Source organism: Kaistella sp. CFF1-2 (assembly GCF_059509915.1).
Genome location: NZ_JCAKLF010000002.1, coordinates 651,381 through 669,758, shown reverse-complemented (window position 1 = coordinate 669,758; position 18,378 = coordinate 651,381). Strand labels below are relative to the sequence as shown.

At 36.3% G+C, this 18,378-nt stretch carries 19 protein-coding genes; 11 read left to right on the top strand and 8 right to left on the bottom strand.

Features of this window, described 5'->3' with window-relative positions; all coding sequences use genetic code 11:
• Positions 1–69: 69 nt before the first annotated feature.
• The 4 genes from AC5XHR_RS08250 to AC5XHR_RS08235 form a co-directional block, all read right to left on the bottom strand.
• The gene (locus AC5XHR_RS08250) at positions 70–441 is read right to left on the bottom strand and encodes a hypothetical protein (protein ID WP_495950299.1); all 372 of its coding nucleotides are present in this window, start codon (positions 439–441) and stop codon (positions 70–72) included.
• On the bottom strand, positions 438–2,495 hold the full coding sequence (locus tag AC5XHR_RS08245; RefSeq protein ID WP_495950298.1) for a S9 family peptidase: 2,058 nt from the start codon (positions 2,493–2,495) through the stop codon (positions 438–440). Before AC5XHR_RS08245 ends, AC5XHR_RS08250 begins: the two co-directional genes overlap by 4 nt.
• A gap of 82 nt (positions 2,496–2,577) precedes the next feature.
• Entirely contained in the window at positions 2,578–3,318 is a 741-nt protein-coding gene (locus AC5XHR_RS08240) for a uroporphyrinogen-III synthase (protein ID WP_495950297.1), read from the bottom strand.
• Positions 3,319–3,327: 9 nt separating this feature from the next.
• A complete protein-coding gene (locus AC5XHR_RS08235) occupies positions 3,328–3,972 on the bottom strand; it encodes a DUF4271 domain-containing protein (protein WP_495950296.1) in 645 nt (214 codons plus the stop codon).
• An 84-nt stretch (positions 3,973–4,056) separates the two neighbouring features.
• Between AC5XHR_RS08235 and AC5XHR_RS08230 the strand changes: the two genes are divergently transcribed.
• The 4 genes from AC5XHR_RS08230 to AC5XHR_RS08215 are packed head-to-tail and all read left to right on the top strand — an operon-like array spanning position 4,057 to position 7,395.
• Positions 4,057–4,779 (top strand): polyprenol monophosphomannose synthase, encoded by a 723-nt coding sequence (locus tag AC5XHR_RS08230; RefSeq protein WP_495950295.1) that lies wholly within the window; start codon positions 4,057–4,059, stop codon positions 4,777–4,779.
• Positions 4,776–5,156: a DUF4296 domain-containing protein gene (locus AC5XHR_RS08225; RefSeq protein WP_495950294.1), complete on the top strand. Its 381-nt coding sequence runs from the start codon at positions 4,776–4,778 to the stop codon at positions 5,154–5,156. Before AC5XHR_RS08230 ends, AC5XHR_RS08225 begins: the two co-directional genes overlap by 4 nt.
• A 1-nt stretch (position 5,157) precedes the next feature.
• Positions 5,158–6,294 (top strand): tRNA guanosine(34) transglycosylase Tgt, encoded by a 1,137-nt coding sequence (gene tgt, locus AC5XHR_RS08220; protein ID WP_495950293.1) that lies wholly within the window; start codon positions 5,158–5,160, stop codon positions 6,292–6,294.
• A 6-nt stretch (positions 6,295–6,300) separates the two neighbouring features.
• A complete protein-coding gene (locus tag AC5XHR_RS08215; protein WP_495950292.1) occupies positions 6,301–7,395 on the top strand; it encodes an LptF/LptG family permease in 1,095 nt (364 codons plus the stop codon).
• Here AC5XHR_RS08215 and AC5XHR_RS08210 read toward each other — a convergent pair.
• Complete coding sequence (locus AC5XHR_RS08210; protein ID WP_495950291.1) at positions 7,389–8,099, bottom strand: biotin--[acetyl-CoA-carboxylase] ligase; 711 nt, start codon at positions 8,097–8,099, stop codon at positions 7,389–7,391. The genes AC5XHR_RS08215 and AC5XHR_RS08210 overlap by 7 nt on opposite strands.
• A gap of 84 nt (positions 8,100–8,183) precedes the next feature.
• On the opposite strand from AC5XHR_RS08210, the gene rsfS reads away from it, so the two are divergent.
• From rsfS to AC5XHR_RS08185, 5 genes are all read left to right on the top strand, one after another.
• Positions 8,184–8,552, top strand: a complete 369-nt coding sequence (gene rsfS, locus AC5XHR_RS08205) for a ribosome silencing factor (RefSeq protein ID WP_495950290.1) — start codon at positions 8,184–8,186, stop codon at positions 8,550–8,552.
• A gap of 40 nt (positions 8,553–8,592) precedes the next feature.
• Complete coding sequence (gene ftsH / locus AC5XHR_RS08200; RefSeq protein ID WP_495950289.1) at positions 8,593–10,578, top strand: ATP-dependent zinc metalloprotease FtsH; 1,986 nt, start codon at positions 8,593–8,595, stop codon at positions 10,576–10,578.
• A gap of 107 nt (positions 10,579–10,685) precedes the next feature.
• Positions 10,686–11,267 (top strand): LUD domain-containing protein, encoded by a 582-nt coding sequence (locus AC5XHR_RS08195; RefSeq protein WP_495950288.1) that lies wholly within the window; start codon positions 10,686–10,688, stop codon positions 11,265–11,267.
• Between the two features lie 11 nt (positions 11,268–11,278).
• Positions 11,279–12,145 carry a phosphatidate cytidylyltransferase gene (locus AC5XHR_RS08190; RefSeq protein ID WP_495950287.1) on the top strand — a complete coding sequence of 289 codons (867 nt, stop codon included), beginning with the start codon at positions 11,279–11,281 and terminating at the stop codon, positions 12,143–12,145.
• Positions 12,145–12,798, top strand: coding sequence for a phosphatidylserine decarboxylase family protein (locus AC5XHR_RS08185; RefSeq protein ID WP_495950286.1), 654 nt, complete (start codon positions 12,145–12,147; stop codon positions 12,796–12,798). The genes AC5XHR_RS08190 and AC5XHR_RS08185 overlap by 1 nt, the downstream gene beginning before the upstream one ends.
• Before the next feature lie 45 nt (positions 12,799–12,843).
• Here the strand turns inward: AC5XHR_RS08185 and AC5XHR_RS08180 are convergent, their stop codons facing one another.
• The 3 genes from AC5XHR_RS08180 to AC5XHR_RS08170 all read right to left on the bottom strand — a co-directional run bounded on the left by AC5XHR_RS08180 (position 12,844) and on the right by AC5XHR_RS08170 (position 15,618).
• Positions 12,844–13,188, bottom strand: coding sequence for a DUF1801 domain-containing protein (locus tag AC5XHR_RS08180; RefSeq protein ID WP_495950285.1), 345 nt, complete (start codon positions 13,186–13,188; stop codon positions 12,844–12,846).
• 54 nt (positions 13,189–13,242) lie between these two features.
• Positions 13,243–15,081 (bottom strand): ABC transporter ATP-binding protein, encoded by a 1,839-nt coding sequence (locus AC5XHR_RS08175; RefSeq protein ID WP_495950284.1) that lies wholly within the window; start codon positions 15,079–15,081, stop codon positions 13,243–13,245.
• Between the two features lie 147 nt (positions 15,082–15,228).
• Positions 15,229–15,618, bottom strand: a complete 390-nt coding sequence (locus tag AC5XHR_RS08170) for a DUF4293 family protein (protein ID WP_495950283.1) — start codon at positions 15,616–15,618, stop codon at positions 15,229–15,231.
• A gap of 144 nt (positions 15,619–15,762) precedes the next feature.
• Here AC5XHR_RS08170 and rho point away from each other — a divergent pair, with 144 nt between their 5' ends.
• Both rho and AC5XHR_RS08160 read left to right on the top strand, forming a co-directional pair.
• The gene (gene rho, locus AC5XHR_RS08165; protein WP_495950282.1) at positions 15,763–17,565 is read left to right on the top strand and encodes a transcription termination factor Rho; all 1,803 of its coding nucleotides are present in this window, start codon (positions 15,763–15,765) and stop codon (positions 17,563–17,565) included.
• A 159-nt stretch (positions 17,566–17,724) separates the two neighbouring features.
• A complete protein-coding gene (locus AC5XHR_RS08160) occupies positions 17,725–18,321 on the top strand; it encodes a superoxide dismutase (protein WP_495950281.1) in 597 nt (198 codons plus the stop codon).
• Positions 18,322–18,378: the final 57 nt, after the last annotated feature.

Genomic DNA, 18,378 nt, shown 5'->3' with positions numbered 1-18,378 from the left:
ATTAAAACAAAAAAAGACACAAAAAATTGCGTCTTTTATATTAAAATTTGGAATTTTAACAAATTTTTATCAATCCAATTGATTTAAAATCGCTTCTGGAAAAAGCATTTCATCAATAAAATAATGAATCACTGCTTTTTTCATTAAAACCGATTGTTCGTTGGGTTTTAATTCCGGAAGTTCTTCAAGCTCTTCAAAATGCGGAAAGCCACCCTCATCATAATGCGTAAACTTGTAGTACCCAAATGGCTCCAGCAATCGACAAACAGCGATATGAATTAAATTTACTTTATCGTCTTTTGTATAATCTTGACTTCCGCTACCCAATTCTTGAACACCAATTAAAAACAAAATTGTCTCTATGCTGACGTTTTTTTCGGTATCAAATCGTTCTTGAAAAAAATGTTCTACTTCCGTCCAAAGTTCTCCTTCTGTAATCATATCTCGTTATTTTTTCCTTCTAATTTTAGTAAAAATGCATATTCTAAAGCGTCTTCCTTCAAACTTTCAAAGCGTCCGCTAGCGCCACCATGTCCCGAACTCATATCTGTTTTAAAAAGTAAAAGATTAGAATCTGTTTTCAAATCTCGCAATCTTGCCACCCATTTTGCTGGTTCCCAATACTGCACTTGCGAATCATGAAATCCCGTTGTTACCAATAAATTAGGATAGTCTTTCGCCTCCACATTATCGTATGGCGAATAAGATTTCATATACTGATAATATTCTTCATCATTGGGATTCCCCCACTCATCGTATTCTCCCGTCGTTAGAGGAATCGTTTCGTCCAACATTGTTGTCACCACATCTACAAACGGAACTTGTGAGATAATTCCATTGAAAAGACTTGGTTCCATATTCATTACAGCGCCAACGAGTAAACCTCCAGCGCTTCCGCCCATCGCATATAAATGCTTTTCCGATGTATATTTTTGTTGAACCAAAAACGCTCCGGCATCAATAAAATCGTAGAATGTATTTTTTTTATCCAACATTTTACCATCTTCATACCAATCACGGCCTAAATATTCACCACCACGGATATGTGCAATTGCGTATATAAATCCGCGATCCAAAAGTGACAATCTCAAGCTTGAAAAACTCGCATCCACGGTATGTCCATAACTTCCATATCCGTACAACAATAAAGGGGTGTCGCTATTTTTCGGCGTGTCTTTATGATACACCAACGAAATCGGAACATGCTCAACTCCATCGCGAGACGGCGCCCAAATCCGTTCGGAAATATAGTTTTCTGAAACAAACTTTCCTCCAAGAACCTCTTGTTGTTTTAAAACAGTCGTTGTTTTGCTATTCATATCATACTCAAACGTCGTACTTGGCGTCGTTAATGAAGAATATCCAAAACGTAATTTATCGGTGTCAAATTCTAAATTCAACCCAATATATGCTGTATATGTTGGATCGTGGAATGGAATTTCGTGTTCTTCGTCGGAAATGGTATCGATGATTCGAATTTGCAGCAAACCACGTTCGCGCTCTTCAATCACCAAATAGTTTTTAAAAATTTCAAAACCTTCCAATAAAACCTCTTCACGATGCGGAATTAGTTCCTTCCAGTATTCTTTCGAACATTGGTTAACTTTTGCGGTTACGATTTTAAAATTCGTAGCTTCACCTTCATTAGTAATAATGTAAAATTCGTCTTGATAATGCTCCACCGCATATTCTAAATCTTCTTCACGCGGTTGAAGAATCGTCCATTCTGCATGAATATCAGACGACGGAATAAAACGGTGCTCATCCGAAATGGTACTCGAGGACGAAATAAAAATATAATCTAAGGATTTCGATTTGTAAACATTAACATCAAATGATTCGTCTTCCTCATGAAAAATCAAAACATCCTCCGAAGAATCGGTTCCCATTTGATGACGATATACTTGAAATGCACGTAACGACTCGTCTTTTCTGATGTAAAAAACATGCTGATTATCGTTTGCCCAAACCACTTTTCCGGTAGTATTTTCTATTTGATCTTTTAAAACATCACCTGTTGCGATGTTTTTAAAATTCAATGTATAAATTCGGCGTCCTTGTTCATCGGAAGAAAAACAAGCCAATTCGTTATTAACGCTCGTAGATACACTTCCAACCTCGAAAAACGATTTTCCTTCAGCTAAAATATTAACATCCAAAATCAGTTCTTCTGCATTATCCAACGATTCTGGTTTTCGAAAAAACAATGGATATTCCTTCCCTTCTTCATATTTTACGATATACCAATATCCATTAAAAAAATACGGCAATGATTGATCATCCTTTTTATAACGAGCTTTCATTTCTTCAAAAAGAAAATTCTGCAAGTCCTCGGTGTCTTTCATCATGGCATCGGTGTACGCATTTTCTTCTTCCAAATAGGCAACAACCTCCGGATTTTCACGCTCGTTCATCCAATAATATGGGTCGATTCGCGTATCGTTATGTTTTACAAGAAGATGTTCTTGTTTTTTTGCTTTAGGAGCTAGCTTCATGAGCTAAAATTTATTTTTTTAATAAAAAACCATCTTATCCGAGAGGAAAAGACGGTTTTCTAAATGTATTTTTTGTTTTCTCTTACTTAGATAAGTTGCGAATGTATTTCTCGATAGCCATTGTCATAGAAGGAGTTTCTTTTGACGGAGCCATGATATCTACTCTCAATTTTGCTTCTTCAGCTGCATTCTGAGTCGTTGTTCCAAAAACCGCAATTTTCGTATCGTCTTGTTTGAAATCTTTAAAATTCAACAATAACGATTTAATACCTTGTGGGCTGAAAAACACCAGCATTTCATAATCTTTGATGCTGATATCACTCAAATCCGAACATACAGTTTTGTACATAATTGCTCTTGTCCACTCTACTTTAGAAGCATCTAGCGTTCTAGTAATATCTGGACTCAACACATCAGATGACGGCAATAAATATTTCTCGTTTGGATATTTTTTGAAAATAGGAGCCAAATCTGAAAACGTTTTTTCACCAAAACTGATCTTTCTTTTTCTGTAAACAATATGTTTTTGAAGATAGTTAGCAATTGCCTCCGATTGGCAAATGTAACGCATGGTATCCGGCACTTGAAAGCGCATTTCCTCCGCTAGACGGAAATAATGATCGATCGCATTTTTACTTGTAAAGATGACACCCGTAAATTGGGTAAGATCAATTTTCTGCGTTCTTAATTCCTTTGCATCAACTCCTTCAACATGGATAAATGGCCGAAAATCTATTTTTATCTTTTCTTTTTTGGCCATCTCCAGATAGGGAGACGATTCATTAGGAGCGGGTTGAGATACCAAAATAGATTTAATTTTCATCACTAATTTTTATATATAAAACAACAGTTTCCAAATAGCCAAAATTGGTATTATTTGAAGCGTGCAAATATACAAAAATTTATAATACCATTCTTTGGGCATTGTTTTATTTTTACTAAACAAATAAAGAAATAACTTGAAAAGTAAAACTATTCCTAGAAAAACAAGCAAATAATACAATAAATTCGATTTTTCACTAAGAAAATAATAATTTAGAAAAACCAACACCATAAGCACTAAACTCAGCACAAAATAAAATCGTGAAGCCGTGAAAAACAGATTGTTAAAACGCTTTACTTGATTGACAGATGAGAAAAACAAAAATGTAAGCGACGTTTTTATCAAATAAAAACCACCGACAATTAAAGAAGTATAACCTATCTTATTTAATGAATATCCAAATAAACTCAACTTCTCAACGGGTTTAGGAAGAATCGGGACAAATTGCGATAACAGAACCGAAAGCAGCCAGCAATACACCACAGAAACCACCACCCACGATAGAAAAACGTTGGACGCATCCTCCGTTTTTTGCGTAAGATATTCGCGAATAGTCGCTTCGCGATTAAGTGATAAAAAACTTAATACCAACGCTACAATACAAACAAAAAGACTAATAGCGACCCAGTCTTGGTTTTCAACGAACCTAATCAAAGTATAATTTTTTGCAAAATTATAGAATATTTTAACGTGAAAAAATGCAAATAATTAGATTATCTTTGCAGTTCGAAAAAATATATGAAAAAACTCGTCATTATACCTACCTACAATGAAAAGGAAAACGTAGAAGCCATTATACGGGCTGTTTTTTCTTTGGAAGAAGGTTTTCATATTTTGGTAGTTGACGATTCTTCGCCAGACGGCACGGCTGATATTGTTCGAAAATTACAAACCGAGTTTCCCGCTTTTTTGCATTTAACGATTCGAAAAATAAAAGACGGACTTGGAAAAGCGTATATCCATGGTTTTAAATGGGCACTTGAAAATCAGTATGACTATATTTTCGAAATGGATGCCGACTTTTCGCATAATCCTAAAGATTTAATTCGTCTTTACGAAGCTTGCGAAAAACAAAACGCTGATATGGCCGTTGGTTCTCGATATTCGCAGGGCGTAAACGTTGTGAATTGGCCAATGGGAAGAGTTTTGCTTTCCTATTTTGCATCAAAATACGTTCGCTTTATTTTAGGTATTCCAGTGGATGACACCACGGCTGGTTTTGCTTGTTTCAAAAGTGAAACGTTGCGTAAAATTGGTCTAGATCGAGTGAAATTAAAAGGCTACGGTTTCCAAGTGGAAATGAAATACCGCGTCTTTAAAAAAGGTCTGAAAATTGTAGAAGTTCCCATCATATTCACCAATCGTCTTCTTGGCGAAAGCAAAATGAATGGCGGAATCATTGGTGAAGCGATCATCGGAATTATCAACCTTCGATGGAAAGCCTTAATTGGAAAATTATGAGAAAAGTACTTCTTTTTTTGTCTTTTGCACTTGTTGTTTCGTGTTCAGATTTAGTGAATAAGCCTCAAAATCTTGTTGATGAAGACACGATGGCGAAACTTATTGCCGAATTTGCCATCAATGATCAATTAGGCGCATTAAACCAAAAAGGAAGTATGGAAGAAAGTTCAAAATATATTTTGAGCCAATATAAAGTTTCGGGAAAAGCGTTTACAGAAAGTTATACCTATTACACATCCAAACCTCAAAAACTAGAGCGTATCTACAATAAGGCTCAAGAAAATTTAATGGATCGAAATCCGGAAGCAAAGAAATTCATTAAAGAAAAATTAGAAAAAAATAAAATCCCAAGTCTGGAAACTGCAGCAGAAAGATAAAATGAATACTCCATTCTTTGAAATAAAACAAAAAACAACCGGAAAAGCAAGAGCCGGAATCATCACAACCGACCACGGAACCATTGAAACACCTATTTTCATGCCTGTGGGAACGGTAGCGTCGGTAAAAACCGTGCACCAAAGGGAATTGCGTGAAGATATCAACGCGCAAATTATTTTAGGAAATACGTACCACCTTTATCTTCGTCCTAAAATGGACATCATGCAAGCTGCGGGTGGTTTGCATAAATTCATGAATTGGGATCGTCCAATTTTAACCGATTCTGGAGGCTATCAAGTTTTTTCACTTTCAAAATCTCGTAAATTAACAGAAGAAGGAGCTAAATTCAAATCCCACATCGACGGAAGTTATCATTTTATTTCACCAGAAAAATCGATGGAAATCCAAAGACAAATTGGTGGTGATATTTTTATGGCCTTTGACGAATGTACACCCTATCCATGCGACTACAACCAAGCGAAAGAGTCTATGGAAATGACACATCGTTGGTTGAAAAGATGCATCAATTGGTGTGATGAAAATCCAGAGATCTACGATCACAAACAACGTTTGTTCCCCATCGTTCAAGGGTCTACATATTCGGATTTACGAAAAGCTTCGGCAGAGTTTATCAGCGAACAAAACGCACAAGGAAACGCCATTGGTGGACTTTCCGTTGGTGAACCTGAAGAAGAAATGTATCGAATTACCGATGAAGTAACGGACATTTTACCCGTTGACAAACCAAGATATTTAATGGGCGTGGGAACACCTTGGAATATTTTAGAAAGTATTGGTCTTGGAATTGATATGATGGACTGTGTGATGCCAACGCGTAACGCACGAAATGCCATGCTTTTCACTTGGCAAGGCGTTATCAATATGAAAAACAAAAAGTGGGAAAGTGATTTTTCGCCTTTAGACGAATTCGGAACAAGCTTCGTAGATCATGAATATTCGAGAGCGTATGTTCGTCACCTTTTTGTCGCTAAAGAATATTTAGCAAAACAAATTGCATCTATTCATAACTTAGCTTTCTATTTGGATTTGGTGAGAACGGCTAGAAAACATATTTTGGCTGGCGATTTCTACGAGTGGAAAGAAAGCGTAATCCCTGTTTTAAAGCAAAGACTCTAGTTTTTTATGAAAATTATTGATCGTTATATTATCAAGAAGTTTTTTGGAACCCTCGGTTTCATGCTCTTGCTATTGTCGATCATTGTTGTTGTAATTGATGTACAGCAAAAAGCACCAAGAATTGAAAGCAACGGATTCGAAGTCAGCTATTTCCTAATCAATTATTATCCATATTGGATGGTGTATCTCATCATCACCTTTATGTCGATTTTGGTTTTCATTTCGGTGATTTTCTTTACTTCCCGAATGGCAAACAATACCGAAATTGTTGCGATTATCAGTAGTGGCGCGAGTTTTCATCGTTTTGCAAAACCCTATCTTATTTCATCTTCGATTATCGCTCTTTTAGCACTGGGAATCAACCATTTTGCGCTTCCTTGGGCGAACATTCAGAAGACGAAATTAGAGCCATATACCTTTAACTCGACGAAAAAAGAAGAAATTACTGGAAGCGTTCAGATTGCGACAAAGCTTTCACCGACAGAATACATTTTCATTAATTCATACAATCGAGCGGAAAAGCGTGGTTCGAGTTTTAAATATCAAAAATTTGACAAAAAACAAAAGTTGATTCATCAAGTTTTGTCAAGTGACATTCGTTGGGATGAAAAGAAAAAAGTGTTTGTAATCAACAGTTATCTGGAGAAAAAAGCCACCAAAAAACATGTTGAAATCATTGAAAGTGGTGACGAGAAAACGCTGAATTACGGTCATCCACCAGAAGAACTTTTCCCAGACGAATTACTCGGTCAAACGAAAACTACGCCTGAACTTTTAAAGTTAATAGAACAAGAAAAAGCCAAAGGAAATAAAAACTTGAATTCCTTTGAAAACGAGCTTTATGCGCGTACAGCAATGCCTGTTTCCATTATTATTCTTTCGATGTTGGCGTTGTCGTTGGCTTCCGAAAAAAAACGTGGTGGAATTGGAATTAACTTAGCAATCGGGATTGCACTAGCTTTTGCTTTCGTTTTCTCATTTGAAGCCTTGAAAGTGGTTTCCGAAAACAACACATTAACACCTTTGGTAGCGATGTGGCTCCCAAATATTATTTTTACTCCAATTGCTTTTTTATTGTATTGGCGCAGAGCGAATCAATAATGCATCTGAATTTCTTTGTAGAAGAACTTCTGCAGACCGTCCTGTTCTAAATCAACCCAAAGAAAACCGTTTTCATCGACTTGTTGAATGATGCCATTTTGTCGTGTCCCATTAATTTCGAAAAGAGCAACCGATTTCCGATTAAAAAGGTGTTGATTGTAGGTTTCTAAAACACGATTTTCATCAATACTTTGCAATCCTTGAATTAAATTTTCGTGCAGCGTTTCGGCAAATTCTGTTAGATTAATTTCCACTCCAGTTTGGCTTAACAACGAGCCAGCCTTGGATAGTTCACCAAAATCATTTTGCAAAACATTAATTCCAATTCCAATAATCCAATAGAAATCCGAATTCCATTTTTTCTTTTCAATTAAAATTCCGCCTACTTTTTTTCGGTGAATGATAAGGTCGTTCGGCCATTTCACAAAAACCTCATTTTGGGTCAAATTGGCAAGAAAAGTACGCACCGTACTCGCGGTACAAAAATTGATCAAAATATCTTTGATAGGGAAAACATCTTCGCGTAAGGCTAATGTATAAGCAAGATTTTGGTTTTTTGCAATTCGCCATTGGTTTCCGTATTGCCCGCGACCATTTGTTTGGTTGAAGGTGTACAAACCCAAACCAGAATTTAAAGTATTTAGGTGTTTTAATACGTCATCATTAGTAGAAGTACTTTCATTTTGAAAAACAAGTGGGTACATTTAAGAAACTTTAAGAGTTGAGTGGCCAAAACCTATCGTAAAAACCAATAAAAAACAATAAATTTGCAGTTATACTAATTTTGAATGAGTAAAAGTACAGAAAAACAATTATTAATTGACACTATCGTAGACGCTATACAAGATACTAAAGGAGAAAATATTAAGATTTTTGACCTTGGAGGTATTGAAAACTCTGTAGCCGAAACATTTATTATTTGCAGTGGTAACTCCAACACGCAGGTGTCATCTATCGCAGGAAACATCGAGAAAAAAGTGCGTAACGAGATTCAGGATCGTCCTTGGCATGTAGAAGGTGCCGAAAACTCTTTGTGGGTTTTAATGGATTACGTTTCTGTTGTTGTGCATATCTTCCAAAAAGAAACTCGTGAGTTCTATGATATTGAAGAGCTTTGGGGTGATGCAAAAATCACTGTAATCGAAGATATTAACTAATCCGAAAAGCGCCAAGCGCATTCAGTAAGTAAAAAAAAGAATGAACAATAAAGGTTTTAACTGGTTTTTCCCAATCGTTATCGTAGCATTGTTATTTTTCTTCATGCAACCTCTTTTAGGTTCAAGTGAAGGAAAAAACATCGGTGAAGACGAGTTTTATCAGCTGGTAAAACAAGGAAAAGTACAGAAAGTTGTGGTATATCGAGATACCTACAATGCAGATGTTTTTTTAACGGCTGCAGCAAAAAAAGAACTCGTTAAAAAAAGTGAATCGTCTAATCCTCTTGAAGGGTTGAGCGCGAAACAATCTCCAGATTTTTCATTTACCTACGGAGATTTGAAATATTTCCAAGAACGCTACAATCAGCTAAAGCAGGAAAATCCAAAGTTAGCAACGTCTATGGACTTTACCATGGGTAAAAATCCACTTTCGGAAATGCTAATCACCATATTCATTTGGGTTGCTGTTTTAGGCTTGTTCTATTTCTTCTTGTTTAGAAAAATGGGAAGCGGCGGCGGTCCTGGGGGGCAAATTTTCTCAATTGGAAAATCAAGAGCAAAACTATTTGACGAGAAGGAAAAAATTAACGTAACATTTAAAGATGTTGCAGGTCTAGAAGGTGCAAAAGAGGAAGTTCAAGAAGTTGTTGATTTCTTGAAAAACTCAGAAAAATACACCAAGTTAGGTGGTAAAATCCCGAAAGGAGTGTTATTAGTTGGCCCTCCAGGAACAGGTAAAACATTATTGGCAAAAGCCGTTGCTGGCGAAGCTCAAGTGCCGTTTTTCTCGCTTTCAGGTTCTGATTTTGTGGAAATGTTTGTGGGAGTTGGGGCTTCAAGAGTACGAGATTTATTCGCTCAGGCGAAAGCAAAATCACCAGCCATTATCTTCATTGATGAGATTGATGCCATTGGTAGAGCTCGTGGTGGAAAAAATATTACGGGTGGAAACGACGAACGTGAAAACACGCTAAACCAACTTCTTACGGAAATGGATGGTTTTGGCACCGATACGAACGTTATTATCATGGCCGCAACCAACAGAGCTGATATTTTAGATAAAGCCTTGTTAAGAGCTGGACGTTTCGATAGATCAATTTATGTGGATCTTCCAGAATTGCACGAAAGAAGACAAATCTTCGATGTTCATTTGAAAAAAATTAAATTGGACGAAGGAGTTGATAGAGACTTTTTAGCAAAACAAACGCCAGGATTTAGCGGGGCTGACATTGCAAATCTTTGTAACGAAGCGGCTTTAATCGCTGCTAGAAACAGTCACGAATCCGTAACAAAACAAGATTTCTTGGATGCAGTTGATAGAATCATTGGAGGTCTTGAAAAGAAAAACAAAGCAATAAAGCCTTCGGAGAAGAAAAGAATTGCTTTCCACGAAGCAGGTCATGCAACCGTTTCTTGGTTAACAGAACATGCAGCGCCATTATTAAAAGTAACGATTGTTCCTAGAGGTCGTTCATTAGGAGCAGCTTGGTATCTTCCAGAAGAAAGACAAATTACGACAACAGAACAAATGTTGGACGAAATGTGTTCTTTACTTGGTGGCCGTGCTGCAGAACAAGTAGCTTTGGGAAACTACTCTACAGGAGCTCAAAATGACCTTGAACGAGCGTATAAACAAGCTAATGCAATGGTTACCATCTACGGTTTGAGCGACAAGATTGGGCACGTTTCGTATTATGATAGTTCGGGTCAAAACGAATATGCGTTCTCAAAACCATATTCTGAGAAAACAGCCGAAATTATTGACGAAGAAATTAAAGAAATTGTAGAAAATCAGTATAACAGAGCAATTCAAATATTATCTGAAAATCAGGATAAATTAACCGCTTTGGCTAATAAGCTTTTAGAAAAAGAAGTTATTTTTAGAGAAGATTTAGAAGAAGTATTTGGAAAAAGAGCGTGGGATCCCGAATTAACGGAAACGCCTCTTAACAGCACTATTGCTGAAGTAGAACCAGAGAAAGTAGAAGAACAAACTGTTCAACCAGAGTCTGGATCACAACTATAAAAACAAGAAAATCCCAGAAAAAGAGTATTTTTTTTCTGGGATTCTTTTATTTATAACATAGTTACCAAAAAATTTCTATTTTTGTATATTAATCGATCGCGTTAACATTGAGTTTATTTAAAAAAATAGTTGGGAAAATATTAAACCAACCAGAATCTGAGGAAGAAACGGACATTGTAAAATTGGGAGATCAGCTGAAAAATGCTGACTTAGATTACAAGTTCGCGCAGCTTTTTACACACTCTGGAGGGTTTTTTAATTATTGCTCGGACGAATCGGAAGCGTTACAAACCTTGAATCAAATTATTAAGATTGAAGGCATACAGTCTATGTTCTGTTACGACGAAGACCTTACCAACTTTTTGGACGTTATCAAAACTCCTTATACACCTCAACTAGAACTTGCGAACGATGCTGCTTTAATTACGTGTGAGTATTTAATTGCTTATGATGGTAGAATTATGCTGTCGGCAAATAATATCTTGCATTATCATTCGTCTCGATTGCCACAAACAATCATTATAATGGCGAATGTTTCTCAAATTGTATCCAATCTTAACGACGCCATGATGAAGGTAAAACGTAGAGGAAACCTTAAAAATCTAACGTCCATAAGCGGAAATCAATCAAAAATAGATAGTCCAAACAGAGAAAACACGAAGCTTTTCTTACTTTTATTAGAAGATTAAATCGGATTATTTTGGATAAAAATCTTATACAAAGGCTCATTTTTGGTGCATTGTACGGCGCAGTAGTTATTTTCTGCACCCATCCTATTGGCTCTTCCCTACTACAAAACATTTTCCCAGATCTAAAACAATTTCATTTGTATTTTGGGATGATTACATTTTTCATGATGGTTGGTTTATGGGAATGCATCAAAATAATGAAATTCGGAAAAGGCTGGGAAAAATTTGCAGTTTTACCAATCGCAGTTCTTGTTCTTTATCGTTTTTCAACTAAATATTTTAATCACGGATTTTCCTATAATTTTAGTTTATCTGAAATTTTGGGATTGTCTTTAATTTTAATAGCCGTTGTCACGTTATTCCGATTCAAAGATGAATTGTATTTCGATAGTGGAAAACTCATTTTCAGTGTTATTTATTCGGGTTTAACCTTTGGATATGCTTTATGGCTTCCCTATTTTAATCAAGCCAATGATTTTACATTAGAACCATTTTTCCTTTTCGTTTTGATTTGGAGTAGCGATTCTTTCGCCTATTTCAGTGGACGATTATTCGGAAAACATAAAATGGCACCAACTATTTCACCAAAGAAAACATGGGAGGGCTTTATTGGTGGCGTAATTTTAACACTTGTTTTCGCCTATTTCATTGAGAAAAACTTTGGAGACCTTCGAGGAAATTGGATGATTGTAGGTTTTCTAGTTTCAGTTTTTGCACCGCTTGGAGATTTGGTAGAAAGCCAATTGAAAAGAAGTTTTGGGGTGAAAGATAGCGGAAACATCATTCCAGGACATGGCGGCATCTTAGATCGCCTAGATAGTTTTATTATCTGCGCTCCTGTTGTATATTTGTATTTTATAATTGATAAACTTTTGTAATGAAACTACACCGTGAAAGTAAAGGAACAATCTTAGTAGCAACCGTTGCTATTGCCATCATCAGCTTTTTAGCGGTGTATTGGATGGGAAATTGGTCGCTTTTAATCATTATTCCTCTATTGGTAGTCTATGGCTTGGTATTTTGGTTTTTCCGTGTTCCGTATCGCGAGATCGAAGATCATAAAGAAAACGTTATCGCGCCTGTTGATGGAAAAGTCGTGATGATTAAAGAAGTGGAAGAGACTGAATTTCTAAAAGAAAAGGCTATTCAGGTTTCTATTTTCATGTCACCGTTGAATGTCCATATTTGTCGTTATCCTGTTTCTGGTGAAGTAATTTACAAAAAATACCATCCGGGAAAATATTTGGTTGCTTGGCATGAAAAATCATCCACAGATAACGAAAGAACAACCGTTGCTGTAAAAAGCTTAACCAATCATAATGTGGTTTTCAGACAAATCGCGGGTTACGTAGCAAGACGTATTGTTTTCTATTGTAATGTGAAAGACGAGGCGAAAGCGGGACACGAATTCGGTTTTATTAAATTCGGTTCTCGTATGGATATTTTCCTTCCGATAGATTCCGAAATCATCTGTAAAATTGGTGATAAAACGAAAGGCGGAATTGATGTTATCGCAAAAATGAAAGAATAAATTTCAACCAAAATAAACGAAAAAGGACTCTATTAGAGTCCTTTTTTATTTGGTCATTTTCTTGACTTGATTCACAAAATCCATAATTAAATCAATTGGAATATCTTCATCAGGATTTAGCAAAAGTATTTTAAATTTCTTCCTGCCTTCCGAAAGCAAAAGCGGATGTTGAAGTCGATCTCCATGATAAAAACTCAAATAATAGCGCTTATGCTTCTTGGAATAATGAAAAAAACAAAGCATTTTTCCTTTGTATTTCAAAAAAGGAAGCTGAAAGCTAAACGTTTCCGACATCAGTTCGCCAGAGTGTAAAATCTTATCTCGAATGTAAAGCAACATGCTTTGCTCCGGCTCCGGAATCTTTAGAAAGTAGTCTTGAATTGGATTCATAAAAAAGGATTCTCAAAAATAGAAAATCCTTTGATATAAATTAGAATTGATTGTTTATTCGAAATTCTGTAAGTCAACCAATTTCTTGTACATTCCGCCTTTTTCGATGAGTTCGTGATGCGTTCCTTGCTCAATAATTTCGCCTCGATCCATTACGACAATCATATCCGCTTTTTGAATCGTTGAAAGTCTGTGTGCGATAATCAAAGACGTTCGGTTTTCCATCATCTTCTCCAGCGCATCTTGAACCATACGTTCTGATTCCGTATCCAAAGCCGAAGTCGCTTCATCTAAAATCATAATTGGTGGATTTTTAAGCACGGCACGTGAAATGGAAACCCGTTGTTTCTGCCCACCCGAAAGTTTATTTCCATCATCTCCAATATTGGTATTGTAACCCTCTGGAAGCAACTTAATAAATTGATCGGCGTTAGCAATTTTCGCAGCATTGGTGATTTCTTCTTCTGTTGCATCTGGTTTACCCATTCGGATATTTTCGTAAACGCTATCGTTGAATAGAACCGATTCTTGCGTTACCATACCCAAAAGTTTACGATACTGAACCAAATTTAGGTTTTTAACATCAACGCCGTCAATCAAAATCTGACCTTCATTGGCATCATAAAAACGAGCCAAAAGATTCGCAATCGTTGTTTTTCCGCTTCCGGATTGACCAACTAAAGCAACCGTTTTCCCTTTAGGAATTGTTAAATTGAAGTTTTTCAAAATAACATTATCCTTATCGTAGTAGAAACCAATATTTTTAAATTCAATTTTCGAATTCAAATCTGAAATCGGCTCGGGATTCGCAATTTCAGACACTTTAATATCGTAATCTAAAACCTCTGAAACACGATCTAAACTTGCCAAACCTCCTTGAATATTAGAAACAGCACTCGAAACTTTCTTAGCTGGATCTAAAATTTGAAAAAACAAACCTATAAAAACCAAAAATATTTCTGGCGACATGGATTGTTCTTCCAAAATCTGAACTCCAGCAAACCAAGTAATCAACAACATCGTTATCGATCCTAGAAATTCACTCATTGGAGAAGCCATTTCACGTCTTCTACTGAAGCCAATAGCATGTTTTTGCCACGCATTCGTCACGCGATCAAAACGTTTTTGCAAAACAACATCAGCGTTAAAAATCTTAATAACCTTAGACGATTTCAAAGTTTCATCAACTAAAGAGAACATATTTCCCAATTCCTCTTGCGCAGAACGCGCTTGCTTCTTTAGTTTCTTACCAATAGCCGAAATTAACCAACCCATGATTGGGAAAACCAATAACGAAAACAACGTTAGATTTGGTGACAGAAAAAACAAGGCTATCAATGACGAAATAATCATAAAAGGAGCATTCACAACATCTACCAAACTTCCCATGATTCCGCTTTCTACAGAACCGATATCATTAGAAATTCGAGACATCATATCTCCCTTACGTTGTTCCGTAAAAAAAGAAACCGGAAGTTGCAAAAACTTCTTGTACATTGCCGTTCGCAAATCTTTTGTAATTCCTACACGGTAATTCACCAACAAGAAAGCGCCGATGTATCTAAAAATATTTCGCAATAAAAAAGCAACACCAGTTACGGCACAAAGAATCGCTAAAATCTTCACAGCTCCATGCTGATCAATACTTAACTGAATATTATAATACGCCAAATCCTTCAAATAACCGAAGTATTCGGATAATTCTCCGTCCCACAAAGGTTTTTTAGTGGTATCTATTTTTTCTACAGTCCCAAACATCAATCCCAAAATAGGCATCATGGTTCCTACCGAAGCGATATTCAGTAAAGAATACAGAATATTGAAGACAATACTACCGTATAGATACTTTTGGTGAGGTTTGGCAAAATGTAAAATTCGTTGAAGTGGTTTCATTGACTAGAATTGAGTTGCAAAAATACGTAAAAATGCGCATCCTAGGTTATAGACGATTTTAAGAGCAAAAACCTTTAAAAGACACCTAAAAAAAGCAGTCTCGGAAAACCGAAACTGCCACACTCAAAAATTAAAATCGTTGTAAGCTTATCGAAGTCTATCTACAGATTTTACGAGCTTCTCGTCCTTACGAATGTAGATGTTTGCAATAAACAAACAAATCACCGCAATACTTGGAAAGATCGGCTCAATACCCTTCTCAGGAAACTGAATTCCTCCGGATAAATTTTGTAACCAGAAAATCAATAACGCAATCAACAAAGCGTTTATAATTATGCTGATGGTGTTCAGCAATAACTGTCTTTTTCTATTCTTATAACTAAAAAGGCTAAAAGCGCCTACAAGTACAAGAACAACACATACAATAGAAACTAAACTTGGAACTCCCAAAGCCTCAACATCTTGTCCTGTAATAAATAAAAATACAGCCGCAAGTACGGATAATAGGATAAAGATGGTTTGTATTCTTTGTAACATAGAGTTGCAAAAGTACTAAAATTTTGCGTATTTCAAAAATTAGTGTAGCTTTGCAATGAAGAATTCTTTTTTTCACAAGGTCGCCTGACCTTGGTTTTTCCAAATAATTTACAACTTAAGAAAATTACATAACATCACATTTGTATGTTTAATATTGAAACATTAAAGTCAAAGTCCGCTCCGGAACTGACTAAAATTTTGGGTGGTTTAGGTATTAAAACGGCTAAAAATAGCAATGAAAACGATAAGATTTTCGCTATTTTAGATTTTCAAGCTTCGAATCCTAAAATCGCCAAAGACTATTATAACGAAACGGAAGTTTCTGCACCTGCTGCTTCAACGGAAGCGCCAACCGATGCAGAAGCTAAACCGAAAAAACCAGCTCCGAAAAGGAAGCCCAAAACGGTAGAAGCAAAAGCAGAACCTGTAGTTGCAGAACAAGAAAAGGTTGAAGAGCCTACAGAACAACCAACAACAGAAGACGCTTCAGCAGAAAAATCGAAAAGAAAACGAATTACTGCAAAACCAAAAACTCAAGAAGAGCCAACAACTTCTACTCCTACCGAAACGACTTCTACTTCGGAAACTACACAAGAAACAAGCGTTGCAACTCCACAAACTGAGCAACCGAAACCGGCACAACAGCCCAATCCTCAGAACAACAATCAACAACGCAATCACAAAAATCAGAAGAACCAAAACGGTCCTCATCCAAATCAAAATAGAAATCAGCAAAACCAAAATAATCAGCACAACAACCAAAATCAAAACGGTTCTAAAGCTGACGAAAATGGAAACAACGACGCAGTTGATGCGAAACCAAGTTTCAATTTTGATGGTTTAGTTACCATTGAAGGAGTTTTAGAAATCCTTCCTGATAACTATGGATTCTTACGATCTTCGGACTTCTCGTATATTTCTTCACCAGATGACGTGTATGTATCAACAGCACAAATCCGTAATTACGGTTTAAAAACGGGTGATACTGTACGAGGAATTGTTCGTTTGCCGAAAGAAGGAGAAAAATATTTCTCACTTCAAAAACCGACGGAAGTTAACGGACGAGATTTAGCATTTATTAAAGACCGTGTTGCCTTTGAATATTTAACACCTTTATTTCCAGAAGAAAAATTCAATTTAGCAGGAAAGGGATCGACAACCTCAACTCGAATTGTTGATTTATTTGCACCAATTGGAAAAGGACAAAGAGCGATGTTGGTTGCCCAACCAAAAACGGGTAAAACGATGTTGCTAAAAGATATCGCCAATGCTATTTCAGCTAATCATCCAGAAGCCTACATGATGGTTCTTTTAATTGATGAAAGACCGGAAGAAGTTACGGATATGGAACGTAGTGTTAATGCGGAAGTTATCGCTTCAACATTTGACGAATCTGCAGAAAAGCATGTTAAAGTAGCGAATCTTGTTCTTGCAAAAGCACAAAGAATGGTAGAATGTGGTCACGATGTGGTGATCCTTTTAGATTCTATTACGCGTTTGGCTAGAGCGTACAACACCGTAACTCCAGCATCTGGAAAAATTCTTTCGGGTGGTGTTGATGCCAATGCATTGCACAAGCCAAAACGTTTCTTCGGTGCTGCTCGTAATATTGAAGGCGGTGGTTCATTAACGATTATTGGGACAGCATTAATTGATACCGGTTCTAAAATGGACGAAGTGATCTTTGAAGAATTTAAAGGAACGGGGAACATGGAACTCCAATTGGATCGTAAAATTGCAAACAAACGTGTTTATCCTGCGATTGATTTGGTGGCTTCGAGCACAAGACGTGACGATTTATTACTAGACGACGTTACCCAACAAAGAATGTGGATTTTGAGAAAATATCTTTCTGATATGAATCCGATTGAAGCAATGGAATTTGTTGAAAAAAATATGAAAGGAACCTTAAATAATGAAGAATTCTTAATGTCGATGAATCGATAGAAGAATCCTTTCCAAACCTTACTAAAAACCGCTTTTCGAGCGGTTTTTATTTTATCAATAAGCGTTATAAGTTATTTAATAAATTATATAATGCTTTTCAATTTCTTTATTCCTATTTTTGAGGAAAAGTTATCATTAATTTTAAAAATCAAAACTATTATGGCATTTGAATTACCAAAATTAGGTTATGCATATGACGCTTTAGAACCGACGATCGATGCAAAAACAATGGAAATCCATTATACAAAACACCACCAAGCGTATGTTGACAATTTGAACAAAGCGATTGCTGGAACGGATTTAGAAGGAAAAACTATTGAGGAAATCTGCAAATTAGGAACAGATAAGCCAGCTGTAAGAAATAACGCAGGTGGACACTTTAACCACTCTTTATGGTGGGAAATTTTAACGCCAGGTGGAAGCAAAGAGCCCGTAGGAAATGTAAAAGCAGCTATTGAAAACTACGGTGGCTTCGAAAAATTCAAAACTGATTTTTCAGAAGCAGCAAAAACAAGATTCGGATCTGGATGGGCTTGGTTATGCAAAAAAGAAGACGGATCTGTAGCGGTATGCTCAACTCCAAACCAAGACAACCCTTTAATGCCGGTTGCTGATTGCAAAGGAACTCCTGTGTTAGGATTAGATGTTTGGGAGCACGCGTATTACCTACATTATCAAAATAGAAGACCAGACTACGTTGGAGCTTTCTTCGATGTTGTAAACTGGGATAAAGTAGAAGAACTTTTCAACAAGTAATCTACCAACTTTTATACAATAAAAAAATCCGTCAAGCGACGGATTTTTTCATTTCAT

What these genes read in the sequence shown, in the direction of transcription:
- AC5XHR_RS08240 (WP_495950297.1), bottom strand. Translation starts at nt 3,318, where the DNA reads ATGAAAATTAAATCTATTTTGGTATCTCAACCCGCTCCTAATGAATCG.
- AC5XHR_RS08185 (WP_495950286.1), top strand. Translation starts at nt 12,145, where the DNA reads ATGAAACTACACCGTGAAAGTAAAGGAACAATCTTAGTAGCAACCGTT.
- AC5XHR_RS08245 (WP_495950298.1), bottom strand. Translation starts at nt 2,495, where the DNA reads ATGAAGCTAGCTCCTAAAGCAAAAAAACAAGAACATCTTCTTGTAAAA.
- AC5XHR_RS08230 (WP_495950295.1), top strand. Translation starts at nt 4,057, where the DNA reads ATGAAAAAACTCGTCATTATACCTACCTACAATGAAAAGGAAAACGTA.
- tgt (WP_495950293.1), top strand. Translation starts at nt 5,158, where the DNA reads ATGAATACTCCATTCTTTGAAATAAAACAAAAAACAACCGGAAAAGCA.
- ftsH (WP_495950289.1), top strand. Translation starts at nt 8,593, where the DNA reads ATGAACAATAAAGGTTTTAACTGGTTTTTCCCAATCGTTATCGTAGCA.
- AC5XHR_RS08180 (WP_495950285.1), bottom strand. Translation starts at nt 13,188, where the DNA reads ATGAATCCAATTCAAGACTACTTTCTAAAGATTCCGGAGCCGGAGCAA.
- AC5XHR_RS08160 (WP_495950281.1), top strand. Translation starts at nt 17,725, where the DNA reads ATGGCATTTGAATTACCAAAATTAGGTTATGCATATGACGCTTTAGAA.
- AC5XHR_RS08210 (WP_495950291.1), bottom strand. Translation starts at nt 8,099, where the DNA reads ATGTACCCACTTGTTTTTCAAAATGAAAGTACTTCTACTAATGATGAC.
- AC5XHR_RS08215 (WP_495950292.1), top strand. Translation starts at nt 6,301, where the DNA reads ATGAAAATTATTGATCGTTATATTATCAAGAAGTTTTTTGGAACCCTC.
- AC5XHR_RS08250 (WP_495950299.1), bottom strand. Translation starts at nt 441, where the DNA reads ATGATTACAGAAGGAGAACTTTGGACGGAAGTAGAACATTTTTTTCAA.
- rsfS (WP_495950290.1), top strand. Translation starts at nt 8,184, where the DNA reads ATGAGTAAAAGTACAGAAAAACAATTATTAATTGACACTATCGTAGAC.
- AC5XHR_RS08170 (WP_495950283.1), bottom strand. Translation starts at nt 15,618, where the DNA reads ATGTTACAAAGAATACAAACCATCTTTATCCTATTATCCGTACTTGCG.
- AC5XHR_RS08225 (WP_495950294.1), top strand. Translation starts at nt 4,776, where the DNA reads ATGAGAAAAGTACTTCTTTTTTTGTCTTTTGCACTTGTTGTTTCGTGT.
- rho (WP_495950282.1), top strand. Translation starts at nt 15,763, where the DNA reads ATGTTTAATATTGAAACATTAAAGTCAAAGTCCGCTCCGGAACTGACT.
- AC5XHR_RS08175 (WP_495950284.1), bottom strand. Translation starts at nt 15,081, where the DNA reads ATGAAACCACTTCAACGAATTTTACATTTTGCCAAACCTCACCAAAAG.